At 41.0% G+C, this 25,441-nt stretch carries 19 protein-coding genes and 1 tRNA gene; 7 read left to right on the top strand and 13 right to left on the bottom strand.

All coding sequences use genetic code 11. The features are described from left to right. Window positions 1–280: 280 nt before the first annotated feature. The 7 genes from ACQP6D_RS06175 to ACQP6D_RS06145 form a co-directional block, all read right to left on the bottom strand. A complete protein-coding gene (locus tag ACQP6D_RS06175) occupies window positions 281–1,603 on the bottom strand; it encodes a TolC family protein (RefSeq protein ID WP_427857698.1) in 1,323 nt (440 codons plus the stop codon). Then, complete coding sequence (locus ACQP6D_RS06170; RefSeq protein ID WP_370387409.1) at window positions 1,603–3,036, bottom strand: HlyD family type I secretion periplasmic adaptor subunit; 1,434 nt, start codon at window positions 3,034–3,036, stop codon at window positions 1,603–1,605. The genes ACQP6D_RS06175 and ACQP6D_RS06170 overlap by 1 nt, the downstream gene beginning before the upstream one ends. 26 nt (window positions 3,037–3,062) lie before the next feature. Beyond that, the gene (locus ACQP6D_RS06165; RefSeq protein ID WP_370387408.1) at window positions 3,063–5,204 is read right to left on the bottom strand and encodes a type I secretion system permease/ATPase; all 2,142 of its coding nucleotides are present in this window, start codon (window positions 5,202–5,204) and stop codon (window positions 3,063–3,065) included. A 776-nt stretch (window positions 5,205–5,980) separates the two neighbouring features. Beyond that, window positions 5,981–7,501 (bottom strand): catalase, encoded by a 1,521-nt coding sequence (locus tag ACQP6D_RS06160; RefSeq protein WP_370387407.1) that lies wholly within the window; start codon window positions 7,499–7,501, stop codon window positions 5,981–5,983. Window positions 7,502–7,782: 281 nt separating this feature from the next. Then, window positions 7,783–8,130, bottom strand: coding sequence for an iron-sulfur cluster insertion protein ErpA (erpA, locus tag ACQP6D_RS06155; protein ID WP_100141308.1), 348 nt, complete (start codon window positions 8,128–8,130; stop codon window positions 7,783–7,785). 53 nt (window positions 8,131–8,183) lie between these two features. Then, window positions 8,184–9,224, bottom strand: a complete 1,041-nt coding sequence (argC, locus tag ACQP6D_RS06150; protein WP_370470219.1) for an N-acetyl-gamma-glutamyl-phosphate reductase — start codon at window positions 9,222–9,224, stop codon at window positions 8,184–8,186. 33 nt (window positions 9,225–9,257) lie between these two features. Further along, a complete protein-coding gene (locus ACQP6D_RS06145) occupies window positions 9,258–11,129 on the bottom strand; it encodes a potassium transporter Kup (protein ID WP_370470218.1) in 1,872 nt (623 codons plus the stop codon). A 432-nt stretch (window positions 11,130–11,561) separates the two neighbouring features. Between ACQP6D_RS06145 and rimP the strand changes: the two genes are divergently transcribed. From rimP to rbfA, 4 genes are all read left to right on the top strand, one after another. Further along, a complete protein-coding gene (gene rimP, locus ACQP6D_RS06140; protein ID WP_100141306.1) occupies window positions 11,562–12,044 on the top strand; it encodes a ribosome maturation factor RimP in 483 nt (160 codons plus the stop codon). A 47-nt stretch (window positions 12,045–12,091) separates the two neighbouring features. Next, window positions 12,092–13,579 carry a transcription termination factor NusA gene (gene nusA, locus ACQP6D_RS06135; RefSeq protein ID WP_427857697.1) on the top strand — a complete coding sequence of 496 codons (1,488 nt, stop codon included), beginning with the start codon at window positions 12,092–12,094 and terminating at the stop codon, window positions 13,577–13,579. Window positions 13,580–13,589: 10 nt separating this feature from the next. After that, window positions 13,590–16,517: a translation initiation factor IF-2 gene (infB, locus tag ACQP6D_RS06130; RefSeq protein ID WP_427857696.1), complete on the top strand. Its 2,928-nt coding sequence runs from the start codon at window positions 13,590–13,592 to the stop codon at window positions 16,515–16,517. 81 nt (window positions 16,518–16,598) lie between these two features. Then, window positions 16,599–16,970, top strand: a complete 372-nt coding sequence (gene rbfA, locus ACQP6D_RS06125) for a 30S ribosome-binding factor RbfA (protein ID WP_100141364.1) — start codon at window positions 16,599–16,601, stop codon at window positions 16,968–16,970. 80 nt (window positions 16,971–17,050) lie between these two features. On the opposite strand, the gene ACQP6D_RS06120 is transcribed toward rbfA, so the two are convergent. After that, window positions 17,051–17,536 carry a YbhB/YbcL family Raf kinase inhibitor-like protein gene (locus ACQP6D_RS06120; RefSeq protein WP_427857695.1) on the bottom strand — a complete coding sequence of 162 codons (486 nt, stop codon included), beginning with the start codon at window positions 17,534–17,536 and terminating at the stop codon, window positions 17,051–17,053. Between the two features lie 493 nt (window positions 17,537–18,029). Between ACQP6D_RS06120 and ACQP6D_RS06115 the strand changes: the two genes are divergently transcribed. Next, window positions 18,030–18,728 (top strand): alpha/beta fold hydrolase, encoded by a 699-nt coding sequence (locus tag ACQP6D_RS06115; protein ID WP_370470216.1) that lies wholly within the window; start codon window positions 18,030–18,032, stop codon window positions 18,726–18,728. 80 nt (window positions 18,729–18,808) lie between these two features. On the opposite strand, the gene ACQP6D_RS06110 is transcribed toward ACQP6D_RS06115, so the two are convergent. The 3 genes from ACQP6D_RS06110 to eno form a co-directional block, all read right to left on the bottom strand. Next, window positions 18,809–19,189, bottom strand: a complete 381-nt coding sequence (locus ACQP6D_RS06110) for an STAS/SEC14 domain-containing protein (protein ID WP_367578279.1) — start codon at window positions 19,187–19,189, stop codon at window positions 18,809–18,811. Between the two features lie 262 nt (window positions 19,190–19,451). Continuing rightward, a complete protein-coding gene (ftsB, locus tag ACQP6D_RS06105) occupies window positions 19,452–19,772 on the bottom strand; it encodes a cell division protein FtsB (RefSeq protein WP_367422852.1) in 321 nt (106 codons plus the stop codon). Window positions 19,773–19,805: 33 nt separating this feature from the next. Continuing rightward, a complete protein-coding gene (gene eno / locus ACQP6D_RS06100) occupies window positions 19,806–21,089 on the bottom strand; it encodes a phosphopyruvate hydratase (RefSeq protein WP_427857694.1) in 1,284 nt (427 codons plus the stop codon). 475 nt (window positions 21,090–21,564) lie between these two features. On the opposite strand from eno, the gene ACQP6D_RS06095 reads away from it, so the two are divergent. Together ACQP6D_RS06095 and ACQP6D_RS06090 are read left to right on the top strand one after the other, a co-directional pair. Beyond that, window positions 21,565–21,657, top strand: a tRNA-Ser gene (locus tag ACQP6D_RS06095). A 312-nt stretch (window positions 21,658–21,969) separates the two neighbouring features. Further along, window positions 21,970–23,949, top strand: a complete 1,980-nt coding sequence (locus tag ACQP6D_RS06090) for a ligand-gated channel protein (RefSeq protein ID WP_370470215.1) — start codon at window positions 21,970–21,972, stop codon at window positions 23,947–23,949. A 213-nt stretch (window positions 23,950–24,162) separates the two neighbouring features. Here ACQP6D_RS06090 and ACQP6D_RS06085 read toward each other — a convergent pair whose 3' ends face one another. After that, on the bottom strand, window positions 24,163–24,927 hold the full coding sequence (locus ACQP6D_RS06085; RefSeq protein WP_267391104.1) for a TatD family hydrolase: 765 nt from the start codon (window positions 24,925–24,927) through the stop codon (window positions 24,163–24,165). A gap of 45 nt (window positions 24,928–24,972) precedes the next feature. Further along, the gene (locus tag ACQP6D_RS06080) at window positions 24,973–25,404 is read right to left on the bottom strand and encodes a ProQ/FINO family protein (protein WP_370470213.1); all 432 of its coding nucleotides are present in this window, start codon (window positions 25,402–25,404) and stop codon (window positions 24,973–24,975) included. Window positions 25,405–25,441: the final 37 nt, after the last annotated feature.

The raw sequence follows: 25,441 nt of genomic DNA, 5'->3' as shown, positions 1-25,441 counted from the left end.
TCTAAATAATTAGAATGTCGGATATAACTTTTTAAAAATATCTTTCAATTATACGTGAATATTTGTTATTCAACATATTCTAATTTATTCATATAATTTGAGTTCTTGATTCATCATGGGGAAATATAGGTCAGCAAAGTCACTCAAGAAACTAGATTTTAATTTATCAAAACTTTCAATGAATGATTAAGTAATAATCTAAACAGCTTTTAAAAAGAGTTATCAAAGTTAATTTTAATAGCTATTTAATTTTTTCTTAAATCAAATAGAAAATATATATTTAATAAAGCAATTTATGCAGTTTTTTCTGTTCGTTCATTTGTGTCAGAACACCTGCACTTTGAAGTAACTGAATATATGTAGTAATGTAGCTATACTGCGCTTCTGCCAGTTTTTGCTCTGCATCAGCTTTGGCCTGCAAAGCCTGTAATTCGTCCAAATTGCTTCGTATGCCAACCTTACGTCCCAATTGCGTAGCTTGTAGTTTTACTGCATTGGCTTCCAATAATTGTTGTTGGGCCTGAATCTGGTATAGATTACCCATAGTTGTTTGATAAGCCTGATCTATGTTTAGTTCAATTTTACGTTCAGTAGCAATTAGTTGAAATTTATTTTGCTGTTCTTTGGCTGCTGCTTCCTTGATTTTACTGTGAATCATTCCTCCTGAAAATAAGGGCATAGAAAGCTGAACGGTTACAATACCTCCTTTACTTCGCGTGCCATGATCCATACCATAAAATTGCTGAATCTGATGATTATCCTGATACCCACCATTTAGAGTTAGTTTAGGCCAGTTTTCAGCTTTGGCAGCAATATAAGCCTGTTTGGCATTTTGCAGAGCCAGTTTTTGCTGCTGCCATTCCGGATTATTTTTTTGTGCCAGCATCAGCCAGTCTGATTTACTTGTTTTCCCAAGTAAATCACCAAAATCGGTGTGTTTCAACCGCTTTATTTGTTTGGGATCCAATCCTGTAATATTAGCTAAATTATTTTGTGCTACCAACAAATCCGTCATAGTACTGACTTTTTTTGCTCGTGCAGCTTCATAGCCTGCCTGAGCTTCATTGGTATCTACAATAGTGGCCGCACCCTTATTGAATAAAGCTTTAGCCTGTTTGATTTGCATGGCGTAAGCTTCTTTTTCTTTTTCGATTGAAACTAATTTGTCTTCTATCAATAAAACCTGAAAATAGGCTTTCGCAACTTTAAAAAGTAAATCTTCTTTCACATTTTCCAGCTGCCACTCAGCCATGCTGGCCGTGATTTTACCCTGCTGATATTGCGCCCATTTGGATTTATCAAATAATGATTGACTTGCCTGAACATTCCATCCGTGAGTCTGAGTCGTACTGGATAAAGAGGAAGGTTGTTTCTGGTATACATAGTTAGTATTTACTTGCGGCAGTAAAGCAGCTCGAGTTTGTGGCAGTTGTTCCTTTTGTACATCCCGCTCGCTTTGTGCCGCAGCATAATCTGCAGAGTAATTGATTGCAGCCTGCCAGGCTTCGAATAAATCGAATGCCTGTGCATTATGGTGTAGAAATACGAAGCCGAGTAAAGTACAGATAAATTTTCTGCAATTAAAGGGGTAATTTTTGTGCATCAGCGTTCTCGCATACTTTCATCTACTTTGGTTTGTAACGGGCTTAATAAATAAGTAATAACGCGACGCTTACCGGTTTTAATTTCAGCAGTAACATTCATACCTGCAGTCAAATTAACTTTTTTACCATCTATCATTAAATAATTTTTGTCTAGAACAATTGTTGCAGCAAACACCAATCCTAGTTTTTCATCTTCAATAGCATCAAAGCTAACATTTTTTACTTTTCCGGTTAGATAACCATAACGAGTGTAGGGGAAAGATTCGATTTTAATAACTGCATTCTGCCCAGCTTTGACAAAACCGATATCTTTATTTGATACCAATGCTTCAATTTCCATTTGATCCTGATCAGGCACCACCACCATAATCTGTTGAGCGGCAGTCACCACACCGCCCACAGTATAGGTGGCTAGCTGCTGTACTGTACCATCAACAGGGGATTTCAAAGTCATTAGCTGTTTGCGTTGTAAAGCCTTTTCTGTTGCTTGAGTGAGTTGCTGTATTTGTTCGTTTGCCTGTCGAAGCTGATCTAGCGTATCTCGTTTAAGTGTACTGGTTTGTAATTGACGATTTTGCTCTGCTTCACGAATACTTTCCTGTATCTGCCGTAACTGACTGCGCTGACTAGCTAAATCGTTTTTATTCTGAATAAATTTGCTTTCCTGTTCATAGTAAGCGTGTTTCGAAACAAAATTTTGTGCCAGTAAGTCTTTATAGTCTGATGTCCGGCTTTGTTCAATGGCTGTAGTTTGCTCCAGCTTGCTTACCTGAGACTGAGTACCTTGAAGCTGAGCCTGATGTTCACGCAGCACCGTTTGCAATTGTGCATCTTGAGTAAACCAAGTCTGATACTGATTTAAAGCCAGAGATTGTGCTTCTGTAATCTGATCAGGACTAAGGTGCCACTGTGTCGCAAGCTTCTTATCCAGTATAGGAGGCTGATGAGTATCTAATGCGCGGATTACGGCCTCCAGACGCAATTTATTCAAACGAGCCGCCTGTAAAGATTTTTCCGATTGTGCATAATCACTGTCAGAGCCAATGCCACTTAACTCGACAAGTACTTGCCCGTTTTTTACATGGTCGCCATTTTTTACTGCAATTTTATCTACTACCGAAGTTTCTAATGGTTGAATAACTTTGCTGCGTCCACCTGGTGTTGTTTTGCCCGTGGCCACTGCAACAATATCCAGCTTACCGATTAAAGCCCATAGAAGAGCAATTACTGCGAACAGGATAATCAGTCGAGCGGTCCACTTTGGTGCCGCAGAAAGTGGAGTTTCGGTTAATTCCAGATGTGCTGGTAAAAAGTCACGTTCATCTTTATCGCGTTTAGGTGGATCGAGCTGAAACCGTACGGCCCACACATTTTTCCATACTGTGCTATAGCGTTGCAGGAAATCTTTAAATGCTTGAATGCGAATACTCATATATTATTTTCTTATTCTGATTCGTTTCAGCTGTTTTGCAGCTGATATAAATAGCGATAATAGCCATCTGGTTTGGCTAGTAATTCTTGATGAGTACCTTCTTCTACAATGCTACCCTTATCCATGGCAATAATGCGATTAGCCATACGCACTGTAGATAAACGATGAGCAATAATCAAAACAGTACGACCTTTACAAATAGCCTGCATATTTTTCATAATTGCACGTTCAGACTCATAATCTAGCGCACTTGTCGCTTCATCAAGTATTAAAATACGCGGATTACCAACCAGTGCTCGAGCAATGGCAACACGTTGTCGTTGTCCGCCAGACAATCCTGCCCCTTGTTCACCAACGATTGTGTCGTATCCTTCAGGCAATTCCATAATAAAATCGTGTGCACCAGCCATTTTTGCTGCATACATTATTTTTTCTAACGGCATGCCTGGATCTGCAAGAGCAATATTAGCGCGGATACTCTGATTTAGCAGAACGTTTTCTTGTAAAACAACGCCCACCTGACGACGTAACCACGCAGGGTCTGCCAGTGCTAAATCATTACCATCTACCAGTACCCGTCCACGCTCTGGCGTATATAAGCGTTGCACCAGTTTGGTTAATGTAGATTTGCCAGAACCGGAACGACCAACAATGCCTAGTATTTCACCCGGTTTAATCTTTAAGTTCAAATCACGTAGAATTTCTGCACCATCTGGACGATAGCGAAAAGAGATTTTTTCAAACTCGATTTGTCCTTTAATATTGGGTAAGGCCATACGTGAAGTGGGATTTTCTGTTGGGGTATTTAAAATGTCCCCAAGTCTGGACACAGAGATACCCACCTGCTGAAAATCCTGCCATAACTGAGCCAGACGGATAACCGGAGCGGATACTTGCCCTGCCAGCATGTTAAAAGCGATCAACTGTCCTACAGTCAGTTCACCTTTAATTACCAGATGTGCGCCAAGCCATAAAGTAATAAGTGTGACCATTTTTTGGATAAACTGCACGCCTTGCTGGCCAATAGTAGCCAGACGGGCAACACGAAATCCGGAGCTGACATAAGCTGCGAGCTGCTGATCCCAGCGTCTGGTCATCTGAGGTTCTACAGCCATGGCTTTGATCGTACCAATGGCAGTTACCGATTCAACAAGAAAAGACTGATTATCAGCATTGCGCGCAAATTTTTCATTCAGTCTAGAACGTAGTATGGGACTGATGGTGGCAGACCAGAAGGCATAACAGGGTAGTGAAATAATCACGACCAATGTAAGCCAACCACTATAAAACCACATGACTATCAGAAATATAAATGAAAAGCACAAATCCAGAACAGAGGTCAGTGCTTGCCCGGTTAAAAAGTTACGGATTTGCTCAAGCTCCCGTACTCTTGCCACCGTATCACCTACTCGGCGATGTTCAAAATAAGCCAGAGGCAGGCTTAAAAGATGACGAAAGAGTCTTGCACCTAATTCGACATCAATACGTGAGGTAGTATGGGCGAAGACATAAGTACGCAGGCCACTGAGGACTACATCAAAAATAATAATTACCAATAATGCAAAGGTAATTACATCAAGAGTAGAGAAACTGCGGTGTACTAGAACTTTATCCATGACTACCTGAAAAAACATAGGTGTCACCAGAGCGAAAAGCTGAATAAAAACCGATACTACCAATACTTCTAGAAAAATCCGGCGATATTTAATTACAGCAGGAATAAACCATGTGAAATCAAATTTAGCTAATTGCCCAAGTACAGATGCTCTAGAAGTAACCAGAATCAGTTGACCAGAATAACGCTGTGCAAATTCTTCTTGGCTGAGTATAACCGGCTTGCCCTGTGCTATATCCTGTATCAGATACCGGTCGCCATCTACTCTGGCTAAAATAAAATGTTGTCCATCCTCACGCCAGACTACTGCTGGTAATGCTACCAGAGAAAGCCGCTCTATACGATGCTTTACCAGCTTTGCTTTCAGCCCTAAATCTTTTGCAGCAAGAAGCCATTGCTCAACATTTAAATCTTCTTTATCTGAGTATTTATGCGTTATATCTGCCGGATTAACTGCAATACCATGATAGTGAGCCAGTAAAACAAGCGCTGATAACGCAATATTACTTTTTTGTGCTGAAGATGTTTCAGATAATTCCGAAGATGGCTGCATAAGAATGAATAAATAAGTTGGTATAATTTACCCTAATTTAACACAAATACTTAAAAATTAATACACCTAGAATAGTATAAAAATTATGTGGTTATTATATTTATTAGTTAGTTGTAATTTTTAAAATTGAAATGGCATAGAGTTATATAATTAAATTTAAGTATATATAATGAATTAAAAAAAGAGTTTTATATATATTTGTCTTACAAAATTAATATCTATGAAATAATATTTAAATAATTTGCTAATTATAAACTTTAATATTAATTTCAAGTTTCTCTTTAATCATATTAAAAATTAAGTTTTTCATTATTGTATTAATATATTTGTAACTCTAAAGCCATATTCAGACTCAGGCTTAGATTGAGAAAGATATAATGAATAAGGAAAATGAATATTTAAATTATTAAATTTTTCATATATTTACTAACATATTCTTGGCTTGCTAGGTTTAAAAATAAAACAATATGATTGAAACTAGACAAGAAAATAATAATAGATATATCGTGAAATAATAGATGCATACAGATTATGGCAATTTAGATTTGCAGATTTTATAATTTATCTTTAACAGCTTTTTATTTACTAAAAAAACATGAAAATTAGGCTAATAAATATTGAAATATTTTTACTTAATTGTCTGATATTATTTATTTTTTCAACAGTTATTTTGACTATCGATTTATTTTAAGTTTTAAACAATATTTTTAAAACAAAAATAAAAATCAGAAATCCTTAGTCTCAAATGTTTAAGGATTTCTGATAGACATGAATAATTAAATTAAAACTGCACAACCTTGAGCTGGATCACTGCTGCGCGCAGCCAGCGCATCTTCAACGGTCATGCCTAAGGCTTTGGCTACACCGGCGCCATAATCAGGATGGCAGGCATGGCAATTGCGGATGTGGCGATATTTAATAAAATCAAGTGCATCCCCCATAGCTCGTGCGGTATTTTCAAACAATACTTGTTTTTGAGCATCACTCATCAGATTAAAAAGAGCTCGAGGCTGACTGAAATAATCATTATCGTCTTCATGAAAATTCCAGAAGTCTGCATCTCCGTGTATTTTTAATGGTGGCTCTCTGAATTCCGGTTGTTCTTGCCACTGATGAAAACTATTTGGTTCGTAATGTGGCAGACTACCGTAGTTATCGTCTACTCGAGTTAAACCATCACGATGATTGCTGAATACGGGACAACGGGCTTTATTTACTGGTATCTGATGATGATTCACGCCAACGCGATAACGAGCAGCATCTGCGTAGTTATATAAACGAGCCTGCAATACTTTATCGGGTGAAACGCTTATTCCCGGAACCAAATTGCTGGGGGCGAAGGCAGCTTGTTCAACATCAAGATAATAGTTATCGGGATTACGGTTTAGTTCGAATTCGCCTACTTCGATCAGCGGATAATCTCCATGTGGCCAAACTTTGGATAAATCAAATGGGTGATAAGGTACTTTTTCTGCATCGGTTTCGGGCATAATTTGAACGTACATAGTCCATTTTGGATAATCGCCTTTCTCTATAGCATTGTAGAGATCTCTCTGATGACTATCCCGATCCTGTCCCATGATGTTGGCAGCTTCTTCATCGGTAAGATTTTTGATGCCTTGTTGGGTACGGAAATGAAACTTAACCCAAAATCGTTCTTTGTTGGCATTGATAAAGCTGAAGGTGTGGGAGCCAAAACCATGCATATGACGATAACTAGCTGGAATGCCTCTGTCTGACATAGTAATGGTGACTTGATGAAAAGCTTCGGGAAGCAGTGTCCAATAGTCCCAGTTATAAGTAGGGCTACGCAGATTGGTACGTGGGTCCCGTTTAACTGCTTTGTTTAAATCTGGAAATTTGCGAGGGTCACGCAGAAAAAAAACCGGTGTGTTATTGCCAACTATATCCCAATTGCCTTGCTCGGTGTAGAACCGCATGGCAAATCCTCGAATATCCCTTTCTGCATCGCCGCCTCCACGTTCGGCTGCTACTTCTGAAAAGCGAACAAACATTTCGGTCTTTTTGCCAATCTGACTAAACAATTTGGCACATGTGTATTGTGTAATATCGTGAGTGACAGTAAATGTACCAAATGCACCAGAACCTTTGGCATGCATTCGTCGTTCGGGAATAACTTCGCGCACGAAATTAGCCAGTCTTTCATTTAGCCACAGATCCTGTGCCAATAATGGGCCACGAGGACCGGCGGTGAGACTGTTCTGATTATCAGATACTGGGGCACCCTGATCGGTGGTCAGGTGGGTAACTGGGCATTTTTTTAAATCATGGTTCATGGTAAAGCTCCTTATTAATTTATTATTAAGTAAGAAAGGCCTTTACTGCTCTGGCACCTTGATTATTATAAGCTTGGTATAAAAATTCTAATGTAAATAACTTGTTATTTTACATTTTATTGAAGATGACAAATTTTTTTAAAACTTGTCAATTTAATTATATTTTAATGTTCATTGTTTAGTTAAAAAAATAAACCAGCCTGTTTTGGCTGGTTGATGTTTTTTTAAATTTAGTTAATTTTGATTTATTTTAGCTGAATTGATATTTTAAAGTTTTACGGTTAAACAGAAAAAGATGAGCCACAGCCACATGTGGTGGTGGCATTTGGATTGCGGATGACAAATTGCGAACCATGCAGGCTTTCGGAGTAATCAATTTCTGCTCCGACAAGATATTGGTAACTCATTGGATCAATCAAAAAGGTTAATCCGTCTTTTTCAATTTCAAAATCATCTTCATTTACGATTTCATCAAATGTAAAGCCATACTGAAAACCAGAACAACCTCCTCCAGTTACAAATACCCGCAGTTTCAGATCGGGGTTATTTTCTTCAGCAATCAAATCTTTAACTTTGGTACAGCAGCTTTCGGTAAATACAATGGGTGTTTCAATGTCGGTTTCTGACATGGTAATTCCTTTAAAAGATAAGTGCATACTGGATTGTCTATCCTGTCGGCTAGTTATGGCAATAGGGGAACAAGTGCTAATCCGCAGCTTTCATCCAGCCCATACATGATATTCATATTCTGTAATGCTTGTCCGGCTGCGCCTTTAACTAGATTGTCTATGACCGACAGAATTATCCATGTGTTATTTCCAGGAGCTCGTTGTACGCTGATTCGACAAAGATTTGCTCCGCGAACAGATCGAGTTTCCGGCGTACTGCCGCTTGACATGACGTCTACTACCTGACTGTTACAATAGTAATCCTCAATCAGTTTGGCTGGATTGTAACCATTTTTTACCTGTACATATATGGTGGCATGCATGCCGCGAATCAAGGGGGTGAGATGGGGAACAAAAACGAGATTGTTTCCCATCTGGGGGTGTAGATGATTAAGGGTTTGTCTTATTTCGGGTAAATGACGATGGCCGCTGATGCCATAAGCCTTAAAATTATCGCTGCATTCAGCATACAGATTGCTGGAGCTCGCTTTGCGCCCTGCACCGGAAACGCCAGATTTGCAGTCTGCTATTACTGGCTGATTATCAATCAGGCATTGCTTTTGCAGCAATGGGATTAAAGGCAGGCTGACGCAGGTCGGATAACAGCCTGGGTTCGCTACTAATTGTGCATTGGCGATGGTTCTGCGGTTTAGTTCGCACAGACCATATACAGCTTTCGCAACCCATTCTGGGCTACTATGAGTAAATGGATACCATTGTTGCCACAGAGAAACATCTTTGATGCGGTAATCCGCTGATAGGTCAATAACTTTTACACCTTGTGCCAGTAAAGGTGGTGCTTCCTGCATAGCTATGCCATTGGGAGTAGCAAAAAAAACGACGTCACAATCCTTTAAACAGGCTTGTTCTGGATGTTGAAACACCAGATCATCGTACTGCCCACGCAGACTGGGAAAGTATTCACTTAATTTTATTCCTGCTTCACTTCGGCTGGTAACGGCAATGATTTCTGCTTCGGGGTGGTGGGCAAGAAGGCGCAGTAATTCTACTCCTGTGTATCCTGTAGCACCGACAATACCAATTTTAATACTCATAAATTTTTCCTGTTTTGGTAACGGGTATGTTGGTTAAATGACTACTTGAGCGCCCAGTTCGACTACACGGTTAGCAGGGATATGGTAGTAGTTTGTAGCTGTTGCGCTGTTTTTATATAACCATTTAAATATGCGGGCGCGTAAGCGTCCCATATTGCCATGTTTGGTTCGAGCAGCAACGACGATGCTGTCATGAGAAAGAAAAAACGATGTGTCCATGGTATCAAGTGTGATGCCTTGTTCGGCCATCAATGACAGAATGTGGCTAATGTTGGCGGTTTCCTGAAATCCGTAATTTGCAATTACGCGGGTAAAACGTGGCCCTATTTGCTTCATGGCAATGCGTTCATTATCGGTGACATAAGGTATTTCTTTGGTTTTGATACTGAGTAAGACATTGTGGTTATGTAAGACTTTGTTATGTTTAAGGTTGTGAAGTAATGCGCGAGGTACGCTGAATGGATCTGACACCATAAATACGGCATTACCTGTAACTATCTGTGGTGGGTATTCATGTAGATTTTCGACAAAGTTATCAAGTGAAAATTCTTTGCTTTGCTGTGCTTGATGCAATTGCCATTGTCCACGGCGCCAGGTTGAAAAAAGAGTAACGACAATCAAAGCTACCATTACGGGAAACCAGCCTCCATGAATAAGTTTCAATAGATTGCTGCTGAAAAAAACCAGATCAAAACAAAGGAACAATGAGGTAAGCATTACTGCAATGGGTATAGGCCAGTGCCAGTTTTTAATCATGACAACACAAAACAGGCATGAGGTAATGACCATGGTTCCGGTAACGGCAATGCCGTAGGCTGAGGCTAAATGTTCAGAATCGTGAAAAGCCAACACTACTAAGGTAACGGCGGTTAGTAATAACCAGTTGACTAATGGCAGATATATCTGACCAATTTCTTCATTATTGGTATGGATGATGTTCATGCGTGGTGCGAATCCAAGCTGAATGGCCTGACGAGTGAGAGAATAGGCACCAGCTATAACAGCTTGACTGGCAATAATGGTTGCGAAGGTAGCAAGTATGATTAATGGGATTAATAACCAGTGTGGAGCACTCAAATAGAAAGGATTGTTAATTGCCGTTGGGTTATGCATAATCAATGCTCCCTGTCCTAGATAATTGACTATCAGGCTTGGCAACACTATTTTAATCCATGCTGTTTGAATGGGCTGGCGACCAAAATGCCCCATATCGGCATATAAAGCTTCAGCACCAGTTACAGCTAATACAACACAACCCAATCCGATAAAGCCATCCCAGCCATGATCAATGGCAAATTTGATGCCATAGTAGGGATTGAATGCCAATATTACTCTTGGTGCCTGTACTATCTGATAGAGACCTATCAAGCCGATGGCACTAAACCAAACAAGCATAACAGGGCCAAACAATTTGCCGATTTTATGAGTGCCCTTTTTTTGTATCAGAAATAATCCGAATAGAATTGCCAGTGCTATTGGCATTACGTACGGCCGAAAGCTTTCATTGATGACGGTCAGGCCTTCAGCAGCAGAAAGTACAGAAACAGCAGGCGTAATCATGGCATCGCCGTAAAATAATGCTGTGCCGGTAAGCCCCATCATCATGGCAATCAAGACTGGTTTCCCTTTTAGATGCCGCATAGCCTGTTGCATGAGGACTACCACTCCACCTTCACCATTGTTGTCAGCTCGCAAAATAAAAAGTACATATTTCAAGGTGACTATTAGTAGCAATGACCAGAGAATAAGAGAAACAAAACCTAATATATTTGCTTCAATGGGCGCTAAGGAAGATGCGCGAAAGCTTTCTTTTAAGGCATACAGAGGGCTGGTGCCAATATCGCCGTAGACAATGCCCAATGCTGCAAGTGTCATTGTCGTATTGGCAGAAAACTGTATACGCATTTATTTACCCTATTGATGTGTTTAACAGGGGGAGCAGTTTAGTCTTAACATGGGGTTTAGCCAATCCCTTAAGACTGGGTTTTTATAGATTTTTTTGTTTATTAGACATTGATGTGTGCTCTTGGTGTGCAATGAGTGCTTATTTTTGGTAAATATGCAGGTTTCAGCCAGTTTAAGTTAAGGTAGTGGCAAGTATTGTTGTAATAAAACCAAGGGTTAAGCTAAAAGTTTTTTATGATCGGACTTTTAAGAAGTTATAAGAATATAAGAACCGATACAATTGATTGATATGTCTAGTTTTATCGCATTATATGGGCAATCAAAATAATGGCAGGTGGTTTCTTTTTTTTCAACAATGAGTTAAAATAAAGAAATTTTTCGAATTATTGAGAAATGGCCCTGAGGCCATTTTTTTGTTTTTACGGAGCACAGATGGATATTCAGGGCATTTTGGAAAAAACTTTGCCAGGTCTGGGCTATGAGTTGGTGAATTATGAGCTGACTTCGCAAGGAGATTTACGGGTCTTTATTGATAAAGCTGAAGGCGGCATTTCTCTGGATGATTGTGTAGCTGTTAGCAACCACTTAAGTCGTGTATTGGCGGTGGAAGATGTTGATTATCAGCGTCTGGAAATTTCCAGTCCTGGTTTGGATCGTCCGCTGACTAAGCCTGCTGATTTTGCACGTTTTGCAGGACAACTGGCTAAGATTAAAACCCGTTTGCCGATTGATGGCCAGAAAAATTTTATCGGTCGCATCAATGGTATTGATGATAATGGTTTGATTAGTATTACGCTGGAAGAGGCGAATGAGATACGCAGGGCCAAACGTGCAGCGGTTGCAGCCGGTAAAACGGTATGTATTGAATGGCAGAATGTTGACAAAGCACGTTTAAAGCCAGAGTTTGATTTTTAAATTAAATTTTCATATTGTTGTAAGCGCAGGCTTGCAAGGAGAATTAAATGAGTCGTGAAATTTTACTACTGGCCGAAGCTTTGGCAAGTGAGAAAAACGTTGATACAGAAGTAGTATTTAGTGCACTGGAGTTTGCTCTGGCCAGTGCAGCTAAGAAAAAAACCGAGCGTGAAAATATGGATGTGCGGGTAGTGATTGATCGCAATACTGGCGATTACCGCAGTTTTCGCCGCTGGCTGATTGTGGCCGATGAGGATTATACGTATCCGGATATTCAGAAAACGATTGAAGAAATACAGGAAGAAATTCCGGATACTACGCTGCAAATTGGTGAATATTATGAAGAGCCAATTGAGAATGTTGAATTTGGCCGGATTGGCGCACAGACCGCTAAGCAGGTTATTCTGCAGCGCATTCGTGATGCAGAACGCGAACAAATTTTAAATGAATTCTTACAGCGCAAAGATAATCTGGTTCTAGGTACGATTAAACGTATGGAACGGCATGGTGCTATTGTGGAAATCGGACGATTGGAAGCATTGCTGCCGCGTGATCAGATGATTCCTCGGGAAAATTTTCGAAATGGAGACCGTGTAAGAGCTCTGTTTTTACGTGTCGACCAGATCGGCAATCGCAATCAGGTTATCCTGACTCGTATTTCGCGTGAATTTTTGCTGAAACTGTTTGAAATGGAAGTGCCCGAAATTGAGGACGGTCTGCTAGAAATTAAAGAAGTCACTCGTGATCCTGGCTTACGCGCCAAAATAGCGGTGAAATCAAATGATGCCCGCATTGATCCGCAAGGCACCTGTATCGGTGTTCGTGGTTCTCGTGTGAATGCGGTTACTGAGGAGCTTGCTGGTGAACGTATAGATGTGGTGTTGTGGTCACCTGAAACCGCTCAATTTGTAATTAATGCATTAAGTCCGGCTGAGGTTACACGCATTCTGATTGATGAAGATCACCATTCTGTAGATGTGATTGTGGCTGAAGAGCAGTTGGCACTGGCGATTGGTCGTGGTGGTCAAAATGTACGCCTTGCCGCAGAACTGACTGGCTGGCAACTGAATATTATGACTGTGGAAGAGGCGCAGGAACGCCACGAAGCTGAAGATAAGGCTATACGTGAACTCTTTATAAACAATCTTGGTGTTGATGAAAATGTGGCCGAAGTACTAGTTCAAGAAGGATTTACTAGTCTGGAAGAAGTGGCTTACGTGCCTGTTCAGGAAATGCTGGAAATTGAAGGTTTTGATGAAAGTACAGTTGAAGAGTTGCGTAACCGTGCTCGTGATGCGATTCTGACTCTGGCCATTGCCTCTGAAGAGCAGCTGGAACGCATGGATGAAGACCTGAAAAATCTTGAGGGTGTCGATCAGGAGATGCTGCATGATTTGGCTAATGAGGGAATTAAAACCCGTGATGATCTGGCTGAGCTATCAGTTGACGAACTGATTGAAATTACTGGCATTGATGAGGAAACCGCCAAGAAAGTGGTGATGGCTGCACGCGCCCACTGGTTTGACGAAGTATGAGGGTACGCGAATGAGTAATCAAATAACTGTAGAACAATTTGCCTCGGAGCTACATATGTCTACAACTAGACTGTTGACACAGCTGGCCGAAGCAGGAGTACATAAACAGACAGCATCAGATAAACTGACTGCTGAAGATAAGAAACAATTGCTGGTTTATTTAAAGCAGTCTAATGGTAGTCAGTCTGCCAGTACCATCACACTGAATCGTAAGAAGCAGGCCGAAAAGAGTACGGTAGGTGGGGTACAGGTTGAAACCCGTCGTCGTCGTCGTATTGTAGTGCCACCAGAAGAACAGCAGGTCAGTTTGTCTGAAGAAAAGCAGGCACCTGTTAAACATGAAACAGAACCAGTTAAGGTAGATACTGAAGCTGAGCTACAGGCGAAAAAAGCCGCTGAAGAGCAGGCTGAAGCAAAACGCAGAGAAGAATCTGCTGCTGCCGCAGCTGCAGAGGCGGTGCGTTTGAAAGCAGCAGCCACGGCCAGTAAAACCGAACCAAAACCTAAAGTGGAGGCTGTGCAGACAGAAGTGGTAAAACAGGAAGTGAAACAACAAGAAGTTAAACAACAGCAGGTTGAAGTGGTAGCTCCTAAGGCAGAAGTTCCTGCTGATAAAAAAGCAGCAGATAAAAATGAGCAGCACAAATCCAAACGCAATCGTAATCGTAATAATGCGAAGAAAGTGGATTTGGCTGCTTTGGTGGCCGAAGCAGCCAAACCGATTATTAGTCCGGAAGAGCAAGCTCAACGCGATGAAGAAGCACGACGAGCAGAGGCTTTACGAGAACAGCGGGAAATGCTGCTGAAACAGAAGCAAGAGCGTCAGGCGCGCCGAGAAGCGGCCAAGCAACAAGCTATGGAACAAAGCAAAGCCGCCAGCGAGCAGAAATCTGCAGAAGTACGTTCAGCCAAACCGACTGAGAAGAAATCAGTTAGCAGCGCTTCTGTCAAAGCTGCGGATAGCGGGACTGATTCAGGCTCACGGCGCAAAAAAGATGAGCAACGTCATCAGCGTGAAGATGATATGCCTAAAAATAAATCTGCTCGCGGAGGTAAAAACCGTCGCGGAACAGATATGGGTAATGGCGAAGACAGCCGTAGACGTGGTGGTAAAAAAGGTGGTAAGAAACAGCTTAAACTAGAGCCGAACCAGCATGCATTCCAAGCACCTACAGAACCGGTAGTACATGAAGTGCTGGTGCCGGAAACCATCACGGCGGCAGAGCTGGCTCATAAAATGGCCGTTAAAGCAGCTGAAGTGATTAAGACCCTGATGAAGATGGGCATGATGGTGACCATTAATCAGTCATTGGATCAGGAAACCGCCCTGATTGTGGTAGAAGAAATGGGTCATATCGGTAAGGCTGCGGCAGCAGATGATCCTGAAGCATTTCTGGATGAGGATACGACTGTTACTGAAGCTGAAGCATTGCCACGTCCACCGGTGGTGACAGTAATGGGTCACGTAGACCATGGTAAAACTTCTTTATTGGATTATATTCGCCGTGCCCGTGTGGTACAGGGTGAGGCCGGTGGTATTACTCAGCACATCGGTGCTTATCATGTTGAAACGCCTCGTGGTGTGATTACCTTTTTGGATACTCCGGGGCATGAAGCATTTACGGCTATGCGCGCTCGTGGTGCTCAGGCTACTGATATCGTTATTCTAGTTGTGGCCGCCGATGACGGTGTAATGCCGCAGACGATAGAAGCGATTGCTCACGCTAAAGCAGCCAAAGTACCTTTGGTTGTGGCTGTAAACAAGATTGATAAAGAAGGCGCTAATCCGGAACGTATTCGCCAAGAACTAACTGCACATGAAGTGGTGCCGGATTCATGGGGTGGTGATGTACAGTTCATCGATGTTTCTGCCAAGCAGGGTACGAATATTGATGCTTTACTGGAAGCAGTACTGCTCGAAGCGGATGTGCTTGAACTGAAAGCACCGGTTGATGCTGCTGCTAAAGGTATTGTTGTTGAATCACGGCTGGATAAAGGTCGTGGTGCTGTGGCAACTTTGCTGGTACAAAGTGGTACTCTGCACAAAGGCGATGTGGTCTTGGCCGGTACAACTTTTGGTCGTGTACGTGCTATGGTGGATGAGAATGGCAAAACTATTGCTGCTGCCGGCCCATCCATTCCAGTTGAAATTCTGGGATTATCTGATGTGCCTAATGCAGGTGAAGATTTCATCGTACTGGCCGATGAGAAAAGAGCTCGCGAAATTGCATTGTTCCGTCAGGGTAAATACCGCGATGTACGCTTAGCCAAGCAACAGGCAGCCAAACTGGAAAACATGTTTAATAACATGGGTGAAAATCAGGCACAAAGTCTGCCGATTATCATTAAAGCCGATGTACAGGGTTCGTATGAGGCTTTGGCTGGAAGCTTGCGTAAACTATCTACTAATGAAGTACGTGTAGATGTATTGCATAGTGGTGTAGGTGGTGTAAGCGAATCTGATGTTAATTTGGCGATTGCATCCGGTGCTGTGATTATTGGCTTTAATGTCCGTGCTGATGCTACTGCACGCAAGCTGGCTGAGCATGAAGGTATTGAAATCCGCTATTACAACATTATCTATGATGCTATTGATGATGTGAAAGCTGCTTTGAGTGGCATGTTGGCACCTGAGCAGAAAGAAAATGTAATCGGTACGGTAGAAATCCGTCAGGTTATTACGGTATCTAAGGTAGGCAATATTGCTGGTTGTATGGTTACGGATGGTTTAATTAAGCGCGACTCGCATGTACGCTTGATTCGTAATAATGTGGTTGTTCATACTGGCGAACTGGCTTCATTAAAACGTTTCAAAGACGACGTTAAAGAAGTACGGCAGGGCTTTGAATGTGGTTTGATGCTGAAAAACTATAATGACATTATGGAAGGTGATCAGCTGGAAGCATTTGAAGTGGTTGAGGTTGCCCGTAAACTTTGAAGATAATGAGCATTAACAGGCAGCCTAAAAGGATATTTTGGGCTGCCTGTATTCTTTGCCTTTTCATAGAAAGGAATGATTATGCGCAAACCACAACGCGGTTATGCACGTCAGGATCGTGTCAAAGAGCAAATTATGCGTGAGTTGGCCAATTTGGTACGTGTGGGGCTGAAAGACCCGAGAGCCGGTTTTATTACGATTAATGAAGTTGAAGTAACTCGTGATTATAGCCACGCTACTATTTATTATACGGTGCTGGATGACGCTACACGTGCTGTTACTGAAGAAGCTTTAGAACATGCTAGAGGCTATTTGCGCAGTGAGCTGGCGCGGCGAATTACTCTTTTCCGAACACCTGAATTGACTTTTATTTATGACGATTCTCTTGAACGGGGTATGAGTATTTCGCATCTGATAGATACGGTAGCAAAAGAAAAACCCATAGAAGATTGAAGAAAAATTATGAATAAAAGGTTGGTCTTTGAAGGCCAACCTTTTTTATATTTGGTGATAAATTAATATTATTGAATTAATCATCGACCGTAGTAAATAGTAATCGAAGCTTGAGCAATAGCATGGCTGTTGATTATAAAACCTGCACAACTGGTAGTTACATCCGTCGGCAAATCAATTTTATTGGTATCTAAAGCATAAACGGTAAAAATATAACGATGGGGCGGAGTGCCTTCCGGTGGGTAGAATCCTGAATAACCCAAGGTTCCTGTGTCATTACGTAGTTGCTGTGCACCTAAGGGAAGATTTTGCCCATCTGCTGCTCCGGCATTACGTTGTAATTCGGTTATGTCTTTAGGAAGATTGACTGCCATCCAGTGCCACCAGCCTGCACCTCCAGTTGGTGCATCCGGATCATGACATTGAATTGCAAAACTTTTGGTTCCGGCCGGTGCATTCTGCCATGCTAATGCTGGCGACTGATTATCTCGGTCACTTTGATAGGAGGAATCAACGGTATCGCCATTTTTAAATTCGGAACTGGTTAAAATAAAATTTTGGGTCATGATTTCCTCTCAATCAATTAATAATGTTAATGAATGTTTAATTTTGCGATATGTGCTGCGTCAAGTCAATTTTGCTATGAATGATGAGGTTTAAGTTACGGATATATTTATATGTATTGTATTTATGCAGGATGGCATAATGTTTATTGTTCAGAGGATGTGGTTGAGAAATTTTTTGCATGTGTAGGGCGCAGTGATTGATGATAGCGTTGGTTGAAAATACTAAATACTTACTAAAGTGAGTATTTGTGAAGGTATTTCTACTTGCTAGAGAAATAGAGACAATTGATGATTGTTATCTTGAAAAATGGCTCGCTGTTTTTGCTTTAAATGCTTTAGCTTGAGTTGATATAGAATACTGATATATTAAGCCTACTATATTTTTATTTATGTGCAGAATACAAAAAACCTGTTTTGATTTGTTAGTGGGCAGAGTAGAAATTAAGCTGATATTTAATTTGTAAAAATAATTTTTTTGATGGTGAATTATAAAATGTCCGACCAAGGCTTTTTACCCTGGGTATGTATTCCCGGCTTTATGCTGGATGAAACATTATGGGATGAGATGAAATCTTGTTTACCTGTTTCTCAATCTGTATGCTGTGCTTCCTTGTCCAAGGGTGAAAATATTGAAACTATGGCGGAGAATATAGCTGCTTTTGCACCGAAACGGTTTGTACTAATCGGTTTTTCTCTGGGAGGATTTGTCGCAAGGGCTTTAGCTGCAAGATATCCGCAACGGGTTGCCGCTCTGGTGTTAATCGCATCGTCATTACGTGAAGATACTCCTGAGCAGCATAAAGCTAAGCTGAATACATTAGAGATTCAGCAACATTTACATTTTCGAGGATTAGGAAACAAAGCCATTATGCAGACTTTGCGTCCGGATAATCAGAATAATATGGATTTAATTGCTCGTATTCGTGGTATGAGTGCACGTTTGGGATTTGAGGTTTTAAAACGACAGTCGCTGCTCAATCGGGCAACGCCAACTGACCAGAAAATTTCTTGTCCAACTCTGGTTATTGCTGCAGCACAGGATCAGATGCGCTCTTTGAATGAGGCACAAGAGTTGCAGGAATTCATACCACAGGCCAGCCTTAAAGTCATTAACAATTGCGGGCATATGATTCCCTTGGAGCAACCGGAAGTACTTGCTCAGACCATTTCTAATTGGATAAACCTATTGTGATTAATTATGCTAAATATTTTATTATTTTTGGAATAGGTTTATTTGGTAAAAGTAGAATATATCAATTTAAATTGATGCATTTAATGATTGTTACCAATAACAGTTGTGGTTTGAGCATTCTGTTCTAGCCATCTTTGTGCTGGTTCGATTTCACTAAAGTATTTTGGGTGTTGTAAAGTCAATAGGTTGGCAAAACGTGCACCAAGCCGAATCCATATGTCTTCAACAACGATAGCGGTACGGCCGAAGTCATGTGCATGTTGGCGTAAAAATCGTAGATGTTCTAGAGCCATATCGATGGTAAAGTCTTTCATTTGGCTCAAATCCAGCAATAAATCAGGCTGTTGTTTTTGATTAATGGCTGATAATAATGCTTCTTCCAGTTGATTGAAGTCTTTAAGTGTAAAGTCGTTATGTAATACAACTTTGAGACCGTAACTTGTTTTCTGAATAGATATCATTTATCTGCCTTTTTATTTCCTACTTATATGCAACGTGCGCCTATGATCTATAACATCATACTGATGGTTAAATATACTGGCTATCTATATTACCGCTTTATGCTTTGATATCGACCTGAAATGGCCAGTAGCTGTCGTAGGTATGCAACTGAATTTTGTAATATGAAATTTCGAATGGATAAAAATTGAATGACATATCATATCTGTGAATAAAAACAGCTTTCATTAATGAAAGCTGTTTATCTGGGTAATTATTGGCATGTCATCTTGTGGGTATGGTGGCTGATGTATCAGTTATGGTTGTGAGCGTTCCAGAGGGTACAAAGCGGTAAAATACTTCGCCTTCTTGTATATATCCAAGTTTATCGCGAGCCATTTCGTTGATTGCATCTTTTCCATCAGCAAGATCTTTAACTTCAGCAGTGAGGGCACGATTGCGTTGTATCAATGCTTCATTACTGGAATTTTGCGCAATAACACTTTTTTCCAGTTTCCACATGTCTTGCCAGCCGCCATGTCCCATCCACAGGTCATATTGCAAACTGGCCAGTGCCAATAACAGTACCCAGGTTACCCACTTCATCTTATTTGCCTATCAGTTTTGCCTACATCCGTTTTAGCCCAGCTGATAAAAGGCTTTTTTACCTGGATAATAAGCAGCGCTACCTAGTTCTTCTTCAATTCGCAGCAATTGATTATATTTGGCGATTCGATCGGAGCGTGACAGGGACCCAGTTTTAATTTGCATGCAGTTGGTACCCACGGCTAAATCAGCAATGGTGCTGTCTTCAGTTTCACCTGAACGATGGCTCATTACACTGGTATAGCCTGAACGTTTCGCCAGATCTACAGCTTTTAGTGTTTCTGATAAGGTACCAATCTGGTTAACTTTAACGAGTAATGAATTAGCTAGTCCCTGAGCAATGCCTTCGCTTAAAATGGCGGGATTGGTGACAAATAAATCATCGCCTACCAACTGTACTTTTTTGCCCAATCGCTCTGTTAATAATTTCCAGCCATCCCAATCGTGTTCACTCATACCATCTTCGATTGAGACAATCGGATATTTGTTCACCAGTTCTGTAAGATAATCTGCAAATTGCGCACTGGTCAGGTTCAGTCCTTCTGCTGTTAATTGGTAATGTCCATCTTTATAGAATTCACTAGATGCACAATCTAAAGCCAGAACGATGTCTTTGCCGGGTTCATAGCCTGCGGCTTCTACTGCAGACAGTATCAGTTTGATTGCTTCTTCATGGCTGGACAGATCGGGTGCGAAGCCGCCTTCATCACCAACGCAAGTAGACATTCCTTTGTCGTTGCATAGTTTTTTCAGCTGGTGGAAAACTTCTGCACCGCATTGCAGAGCTTGACGGAAAGATTCTGCACCTACCGGCATAATCATGAATTCTTGAATATCCAAACTGTTGTTGGCATGTGCACCTCCATTAATAACATTCATCATGGGCACGGGCATAGACATGGGTCCGGCTCCACCGATGTATCTGTATAAAGGTAAACCAGCATCTTCTGCAGCGGCGCGGGCGACAGCCAGTGATACGGCGAGAGTAGCATTGGCTCCAAGACGACCCTTATTTTCGGTACCATCCAAATCAATCATAATCTGATCAATGTAGCTTTGTTCGCTGGCATCGATGCCAATTAATGCTTGTGCAATCTCATTATTAACATTTTCTACAGCGTGTAATACACCTTTACCAAGATAACGCTGTTTGTCTCCGTCACGCAGTTCCAATGCTTCTTTTTCGCCGGTTGAAGCACCAGACGGTACTGCGGCTCTGCCCATTACGCCTGATTCTAGTAAAACATCACATTCAACTGTTGGGTTACCACGTGAATCGAGTATTTCACGCGCAAAGATGTCAATGATTGCACTCATGCAAGTCTCCAGATTTTTTAAATTTTTGTATTGTTGTGCGATAAATTGTACAAACAACAGGCCTGTCAATGATTAGCAGGTTAAGGTAATTAAGCTTGGTATTATACCGAAGCCTTGGTATGAGAACAGGGTAATTTACACTTGGATAAGACAGGCTGAAATTTGGAAAGCATTTTTTTGTATAGTGCAGCAAATTTTGACCCTTTAAGCGTGTAGCTATGTTAATACAATATACTGTTTTTGCTATTTGTAATGGGATAGTTTTAGCTTGATATGGATGCTTTGCTGGAATTGTCTATGTTATGGAGGTATTTGCTTTATGTAATAAAATTATGAAGCTGATGATAGATTTTATCGAAAAGAAAATATCTTTTACTGTTAGTGTGTTAGAAATTGTTCTAATATTTCTGGCTGTTTTGCCGTGAATATTGTTTGACAGTAAAGCATCGATTGGGTATAGTTCGCACTTCTCTACGGAGAGTTGGCCGAGTGGTCGAAGGCGCTCCCCTGCTAAGGGAGTATACGGGCAAAACCTGTATCAAGGGTTCGAATCCCTTACTCTCCGCCATTTTTGAAAAATCCCTGATTTATTCAGGGATTTTTTATTTGTTCTCATTTAGATAAATAAAACTGATTTGTTTTAGATAGAAATATCGAATCTTCTGGGCTGGGCTGCCTTTCTAATTGCGCTCATTAAGGCTGAAATAGTCATTCTTGCTTTCTTTGATGTAGCTCTGATTGATGATTTGTCAATAAATTTAATGCTTTTATTGTTTATTTATGTTAAATTACATAATGATTATTATTATCATTATGTAAATGTAACGCTTTAGTTTAAGCGTTTTTTTGGCGTGATCATTTTCAGGAGTCTATTTTTTGTATGCGCAAACTAGTCCATCATTCTTTTTCGCTGGCGCTTCTGCCTACTTTGGTTTCTCCATTATATGCCGCGGAGGCGGATTTGGCTGATGTAGTGGTGACTGCATCTGGTTTTAAGCAACAGGCAAAAAATGCTGCAGCTTCAATTACAGTAATTAATGCTAAGGAGCTGGAAACTAAAGAGTACCATGATGTGACTGATGCTTTGCAAGATGTTCCGGGCGTGGTGATAACCGGTGGCGGCAGTACTAAGGACATTAGTATCAGGGGTATGTCTGGGGCGTATACGATGTTGCTGATAGATGGTAAGCGTGTAAATTCGCGTGGTGTTCGCCCGAATTCTGATGGGCCTGGGATTGAACAGGGTTGGATGCCGCCCATATCTGCAATTCAGCGAATAGAAGTGATTCGGGGACCGGCTTCGGCTTTATATGGTTCTGATGCGATGGGTGGTGTAATTAATATTATTACGAAAAAAACGGCTGCTGACTGGACAGGATCAGTGAAAGCAGATGGTACGATTCAGCAGCACAGTAATAGTGGCAATATATTGCAAAGTAGTGTGTATGTTTCCGGTCCTTTGATTAAAGAGCGTCTGGGCATTAGAGCTAATGCAGGATATTCTCATCGGGATGAGGATAAGTTTATTGGTGGCTATAAAGAACAGCGTATGCGCAATGGTGATTTGGTGCTGTCTTGGACGCCTGATGATAATAACACGGTTGATTTTGAAGTCAGCCGCAGTTTGCAGAATCGTAATGGTAAGGTCGGTAAAACGATCGATCCGACTCCGCGACGCGGAGCTAAACCAACTGATGACTATACGCTGTATGACCGTAATCAATATAGTGTCACTCATCGTGGATATTATGAAAATATTGATACTCAATCATATGTCCAGCGAGAGGAAAATGATAACCCGTCTCGTGATATGCATGAAAAAAATACTATTTTCAATACGCAAACTCAGTTTCGCTTGCATCGGCATACGCTAAGTATTGGTGGCAGATGGCAGCGAGAGCAGCTTAATGATTCCGGTAATCAGTTGATTATTAATGGACGAAGGTTAACAAAACTAGAGCGTGATTCTTGGGCAGTTTTTGGTCAGGATGAGTGGCGTATTGTGCCAACTTTTGCTTTAACTGGTGCGGCACGTCTTGATCATGATGAAAATTATGGTTCGGAGTTAACACCGAAGTTGTATGGGGTATGGACGCCGAATGAAAAATGGACAATTAAAGGAGGATATTCCCGTGGCTACAAGGCGCCGGCGTTACGCGCTGCGTCAGATGGCTGGGGACAGGCAACTGGTGGTGGTTATTCTAATGGGATGATTGTGGGTAATTCTAAATTGAAACCAGAAAAATCAGATAATTTTGAAATCAGTTTTAATTGGGATAATAACCGTAATTTGTCCGGCGGGGTGACTGCTTATCACACTAAATTTAAAAATAAAATAACAGAAGTACGTACTTGTCAGGGCAAGGTTGGTTCAAATGCTTGCTCATGGCGAAATGAGTATTTTGATTTCATAAGTCAGCGTGAAAATGTGGATAAGGCGCTCTTGCGCGGTATTGAGGCAACTTTTGGCTGGAAAGTTACGCCTAAAGTAGATTGGTCTGCCAATTATACTTTTACTCGGAGTGAGCAAAAAAGTGGGCAGTTTAGTGGTAAACCGCTAAATGAGATGCCGAAACATATGTTCAATACCACGCTGAATTGGAATGCGAATACAAAATTTTCTAGTTGGGCGCGCTGGAATTTCCGCAGTCGTACTTCAGATTATTTATCACGTACTTCTATGGCGATTGGTAAGCCTTCTTATGGTTTTGTGGATACTGGTCTGGTATATAAACCTCGGAAAGATTTGATTCTGAGTGGTGGGATTTATAATATTTTTGATAAAAGAGTTGATCAGCAAGATTATGGCCGTACTTTGGATGGACGCCGCTATAATATCAGTGCACAAGTCAATTTTTAATCTGAGTATTTTAGTTAAACAAGGGGGAGATTTCCCCCTTGTTTATTTTTAAATGATTTAGTTTATCTGCGGGTTCTTTATTTAAATGATAAATGCATAAAATTACAGAGGAATCGGGGTGTAGCATGTTTGGAAATTATAATTCATTGCATTTAAGTAAGATCTGGCTGTACCAGATGAGTGATTAAATACATTATCTTTGTAAATAAAAGTTTAATTTATATTTAATAATTTAAACATATTTTGAGTGGTGATAGTGGCGATATCCTGCCAATGCATGTTACGCAAGTTGGCTATGATTTTAGCTATCTGAAGTAAATGCTCAGGACTGTTGCTGTGTTGAGGGTTAGGGGACATATAGGGTGCATCTGTTTCGATGACCAGATGTTGTAAAGGAAGCAATGTGGCGATTTGGCGTATTTTTTTAGCCTGTGGGCGCAAAAGCAGAGAACCGGCACCAATTAGAAAACCCTGTTTAATCCATGCCTGTGCTTCTTCTATGCTTCCAGAAAATGCATGTGCAATACCTCCATTAGTAAAACCACAGCGTTTAATGCTGCGCAAACAGTCAGCTGTAGCATGTACATGATGAATGATTGTTGGTCGCTGAGTTGTTTTGGCCAATTGTAATTGGGCTTCGAAACAGTTAATTTGTTGGTTTTTATCATTTATATTTTCAGCATGAACATAATCAAGTCCGATTTCGCCAATTAAGGCTTGTGAATGCTGAAGCAGCAATTTTTCCAGATTGTCGATTGCAGTATCGCTAAAGCTGTCTAAATACCATGGATGAATGCCGATTGCTGCGTATATGTAAGGTTGAGATTGTGCCAAATTAAGGGAGGCTATCCAGTCGTCAGGATTGGTTGCTGGCACGAGGAAGTGGCTGATGTTTTTTTCGGCAGCCAGCTGCAGCACTTGAGTTAGGTTCTCAATAAGTGGGCTATGGTTAAGGTGGCAGTGGCTATCGAAGAGCATAATATGAAAACACGAGCATGAAGCTCGTGTGTTAAATATGGAGTATTAGTTTTGTGTTTGTTCGCTATCGATACTTTGGCCAGGTTCTAGAACTTCTTTTTCAGTAATTGAAGTATTGTCTGTGGCTGGTTTGGCTGTTTGCATCGAGGGATGTTGCTTAGCAATGGCTTGTTCTTCTGGTGAAACTTCACCTTTAAAGCGGTTATTCAGGTCAAAGCGTTTACCGCCGCGTGCCAAAGATTTGATATAACGTGGCCGGCGACAGTGATTAGCTAGTACACGCGCAATCAATGCTGGATCATATTGTGGCAGTGCTGTGATTAAGTCCTGATCAATACCAATTGCCAATGGTTTGAAATGTTTGAATACGTCGTACTTACGGTAGATATGTTCGGCAATCATATCAGTTTGTTTTTTCTTGCTCATGGTTTGTACAGCTGATTTGAGGGCTGCACCCAAAGCGGTTTCTTGACTCATATAGTTACTTCCTTGTTGTTTACGGCCACTTTAGTAA

The organism is Snodgrassella sp. CS2 (genome assembly GCF_050310315.1).
Taxonomy (GTDB): Bacteria; Pseudomonadota; Gammaproteobacteria; order Burkholderiales; family Neisseriaceae; genus Snodgrassella; species Snodgrassella alvi_E.
The sequence above is the reverse complement of the archived record's forward strand: the minus strand, read 5'-3'. Positions and strand labels throughout refer to the sequence as shown.

Excerpts from the sequence above, each read along its gene's own strand:
- ACQP6D_RS06115 (WP_370470216.1), top strand. The coding sequence starts at position 18,030 with ATGTCCGACCAAGGCTTTTTACCCTGGGTATGTATTCCCGGCTTTATG.
- ACQP6D_RS06080 (WP_370470213.1), bottom strand. The coding sequence starts at position 25,404 with ATGAGTCAAGAAACCGCTTTGGGTGCAGCCCTCAAATCAGCTGTACAA.
- ACQP6D_RS06110 (WP_367578279.1), bottom strand. The coding sequence starts at position 19,189 with ATGATATCTATTCAGAAAACAAGTTACGGTCTCAAAGTTGTATTACAT.
- ftsB (WP_367422852.1), bottom strand. The coding sequence starts at position 19,772 with ATGAAGTGGGTAACCTGGGTACTGTTATTGGCACTGGCCAGTTTGCAA.
- rbfA (WP_100141364.1), top strand. The coding sequence starts at position 16,599 with ATGCGCAAACCACAACGCGGTTATGCACGTCAGGATCGTGTCAAAGAG.
- ACQP6D_RS06120 (WP_427857695.1), bottom strand. The coding sequence starts at position 17,536 with ATGACCCAAAATTTTATTTTAACCAGTTCCGAATTTAAAAATGGCGAT.
- ACQP6D_RS06165 (WP_370387408.1), bottom strand. The coding sequence starts at position 5,204 with ATGCAGCCATCTTCGGAATTATCTGAAACATCTTCAGCACAAAAAAGT.
- rimP (WP_100141306.1), top strand. The coding sequence starts at position 11,562 with ATGGATATTCAGGGCATTTTGGAAAAAACTTTGCCAGGTCTGGGCTAT.
- nusA (WP_427857697.1), top strand. The coding sequence starts at position 12,092 with ATGAGTCGTGAAATTTTACTACTGGCCGAAGCTTTGGCAAGTGAGAAA.
- ACQP6D_RS06160 (WP_370387407.1), bottom strand. The coding sequence starts at position 7,501 with ATGAACCATGATTTAAAAAAATGCCCAGTTACCCACCTGACCACCGAT.
- argC (WP_370470219.1), bottom strand. The coding sequence starts at position 9,224 with ATGAGTATTAAAATTGGTATTGTCGGTGCTACAGGATACACAGGAGTA.
- erpA (WP_100141308.1), bottom strand. The coding sequence starts at position 8,130 with ATGTCAGAAACCGACATTGAAACACCCATTGTATTTACCGAAAGCTGC.
- ACQP6D_RS06145 (WP_370470218.1), bottom strand. The coding sequence starts at position 11,129 with ATGCGTATACAGTTTTCTGCCAATACGACAATGACACTTGCAGCATTG.
- ACQP6D_RS06085 (WP_267391104.1), bottom strand. The coding sequence starts at position 24,927 with ATGCTCTTCGATAGCCACTGCCACCTTAACCATAGCCCACTTATTGAG.
- infB (WP_427857696.1), top strand. The coding sequence starts at position 13,590 with ATGAGTAATCAAATAACTGTAGAACAATTTGCCTCGGAGCTACATATG.
- eno (WP_427857694.1), bottom strand. The coding sequence starts at position 21,089 with ATGAGTGCAATCATTGACATCTTTGCGCGTGAAATACTCGATTCACGT.
- ACQP6D_RS06090 (WP_370470215.1), top strand. The coding sequence starts at position 21,970 with ATGCGCAAACTAGTCCATCATTCTTTTTCGCTGGCGCTTCTGCCTACT.
- ACQP6D_RS06175 (WP_427857698.1), bottom strand. The coding sequence starts at position 1,603 with ATGCACAAAAATTACCCCTTTAATTGCAGAAAATTTATCTGTACTTTA.
- ACQP6D_RS06170 (WP_370387409.1), bottom strand. The coding sequence starts at position 3,036 with ATGAGTATTCGCATTCAAGCATTTAAAGATTTCCTGCAACGCTATAGC.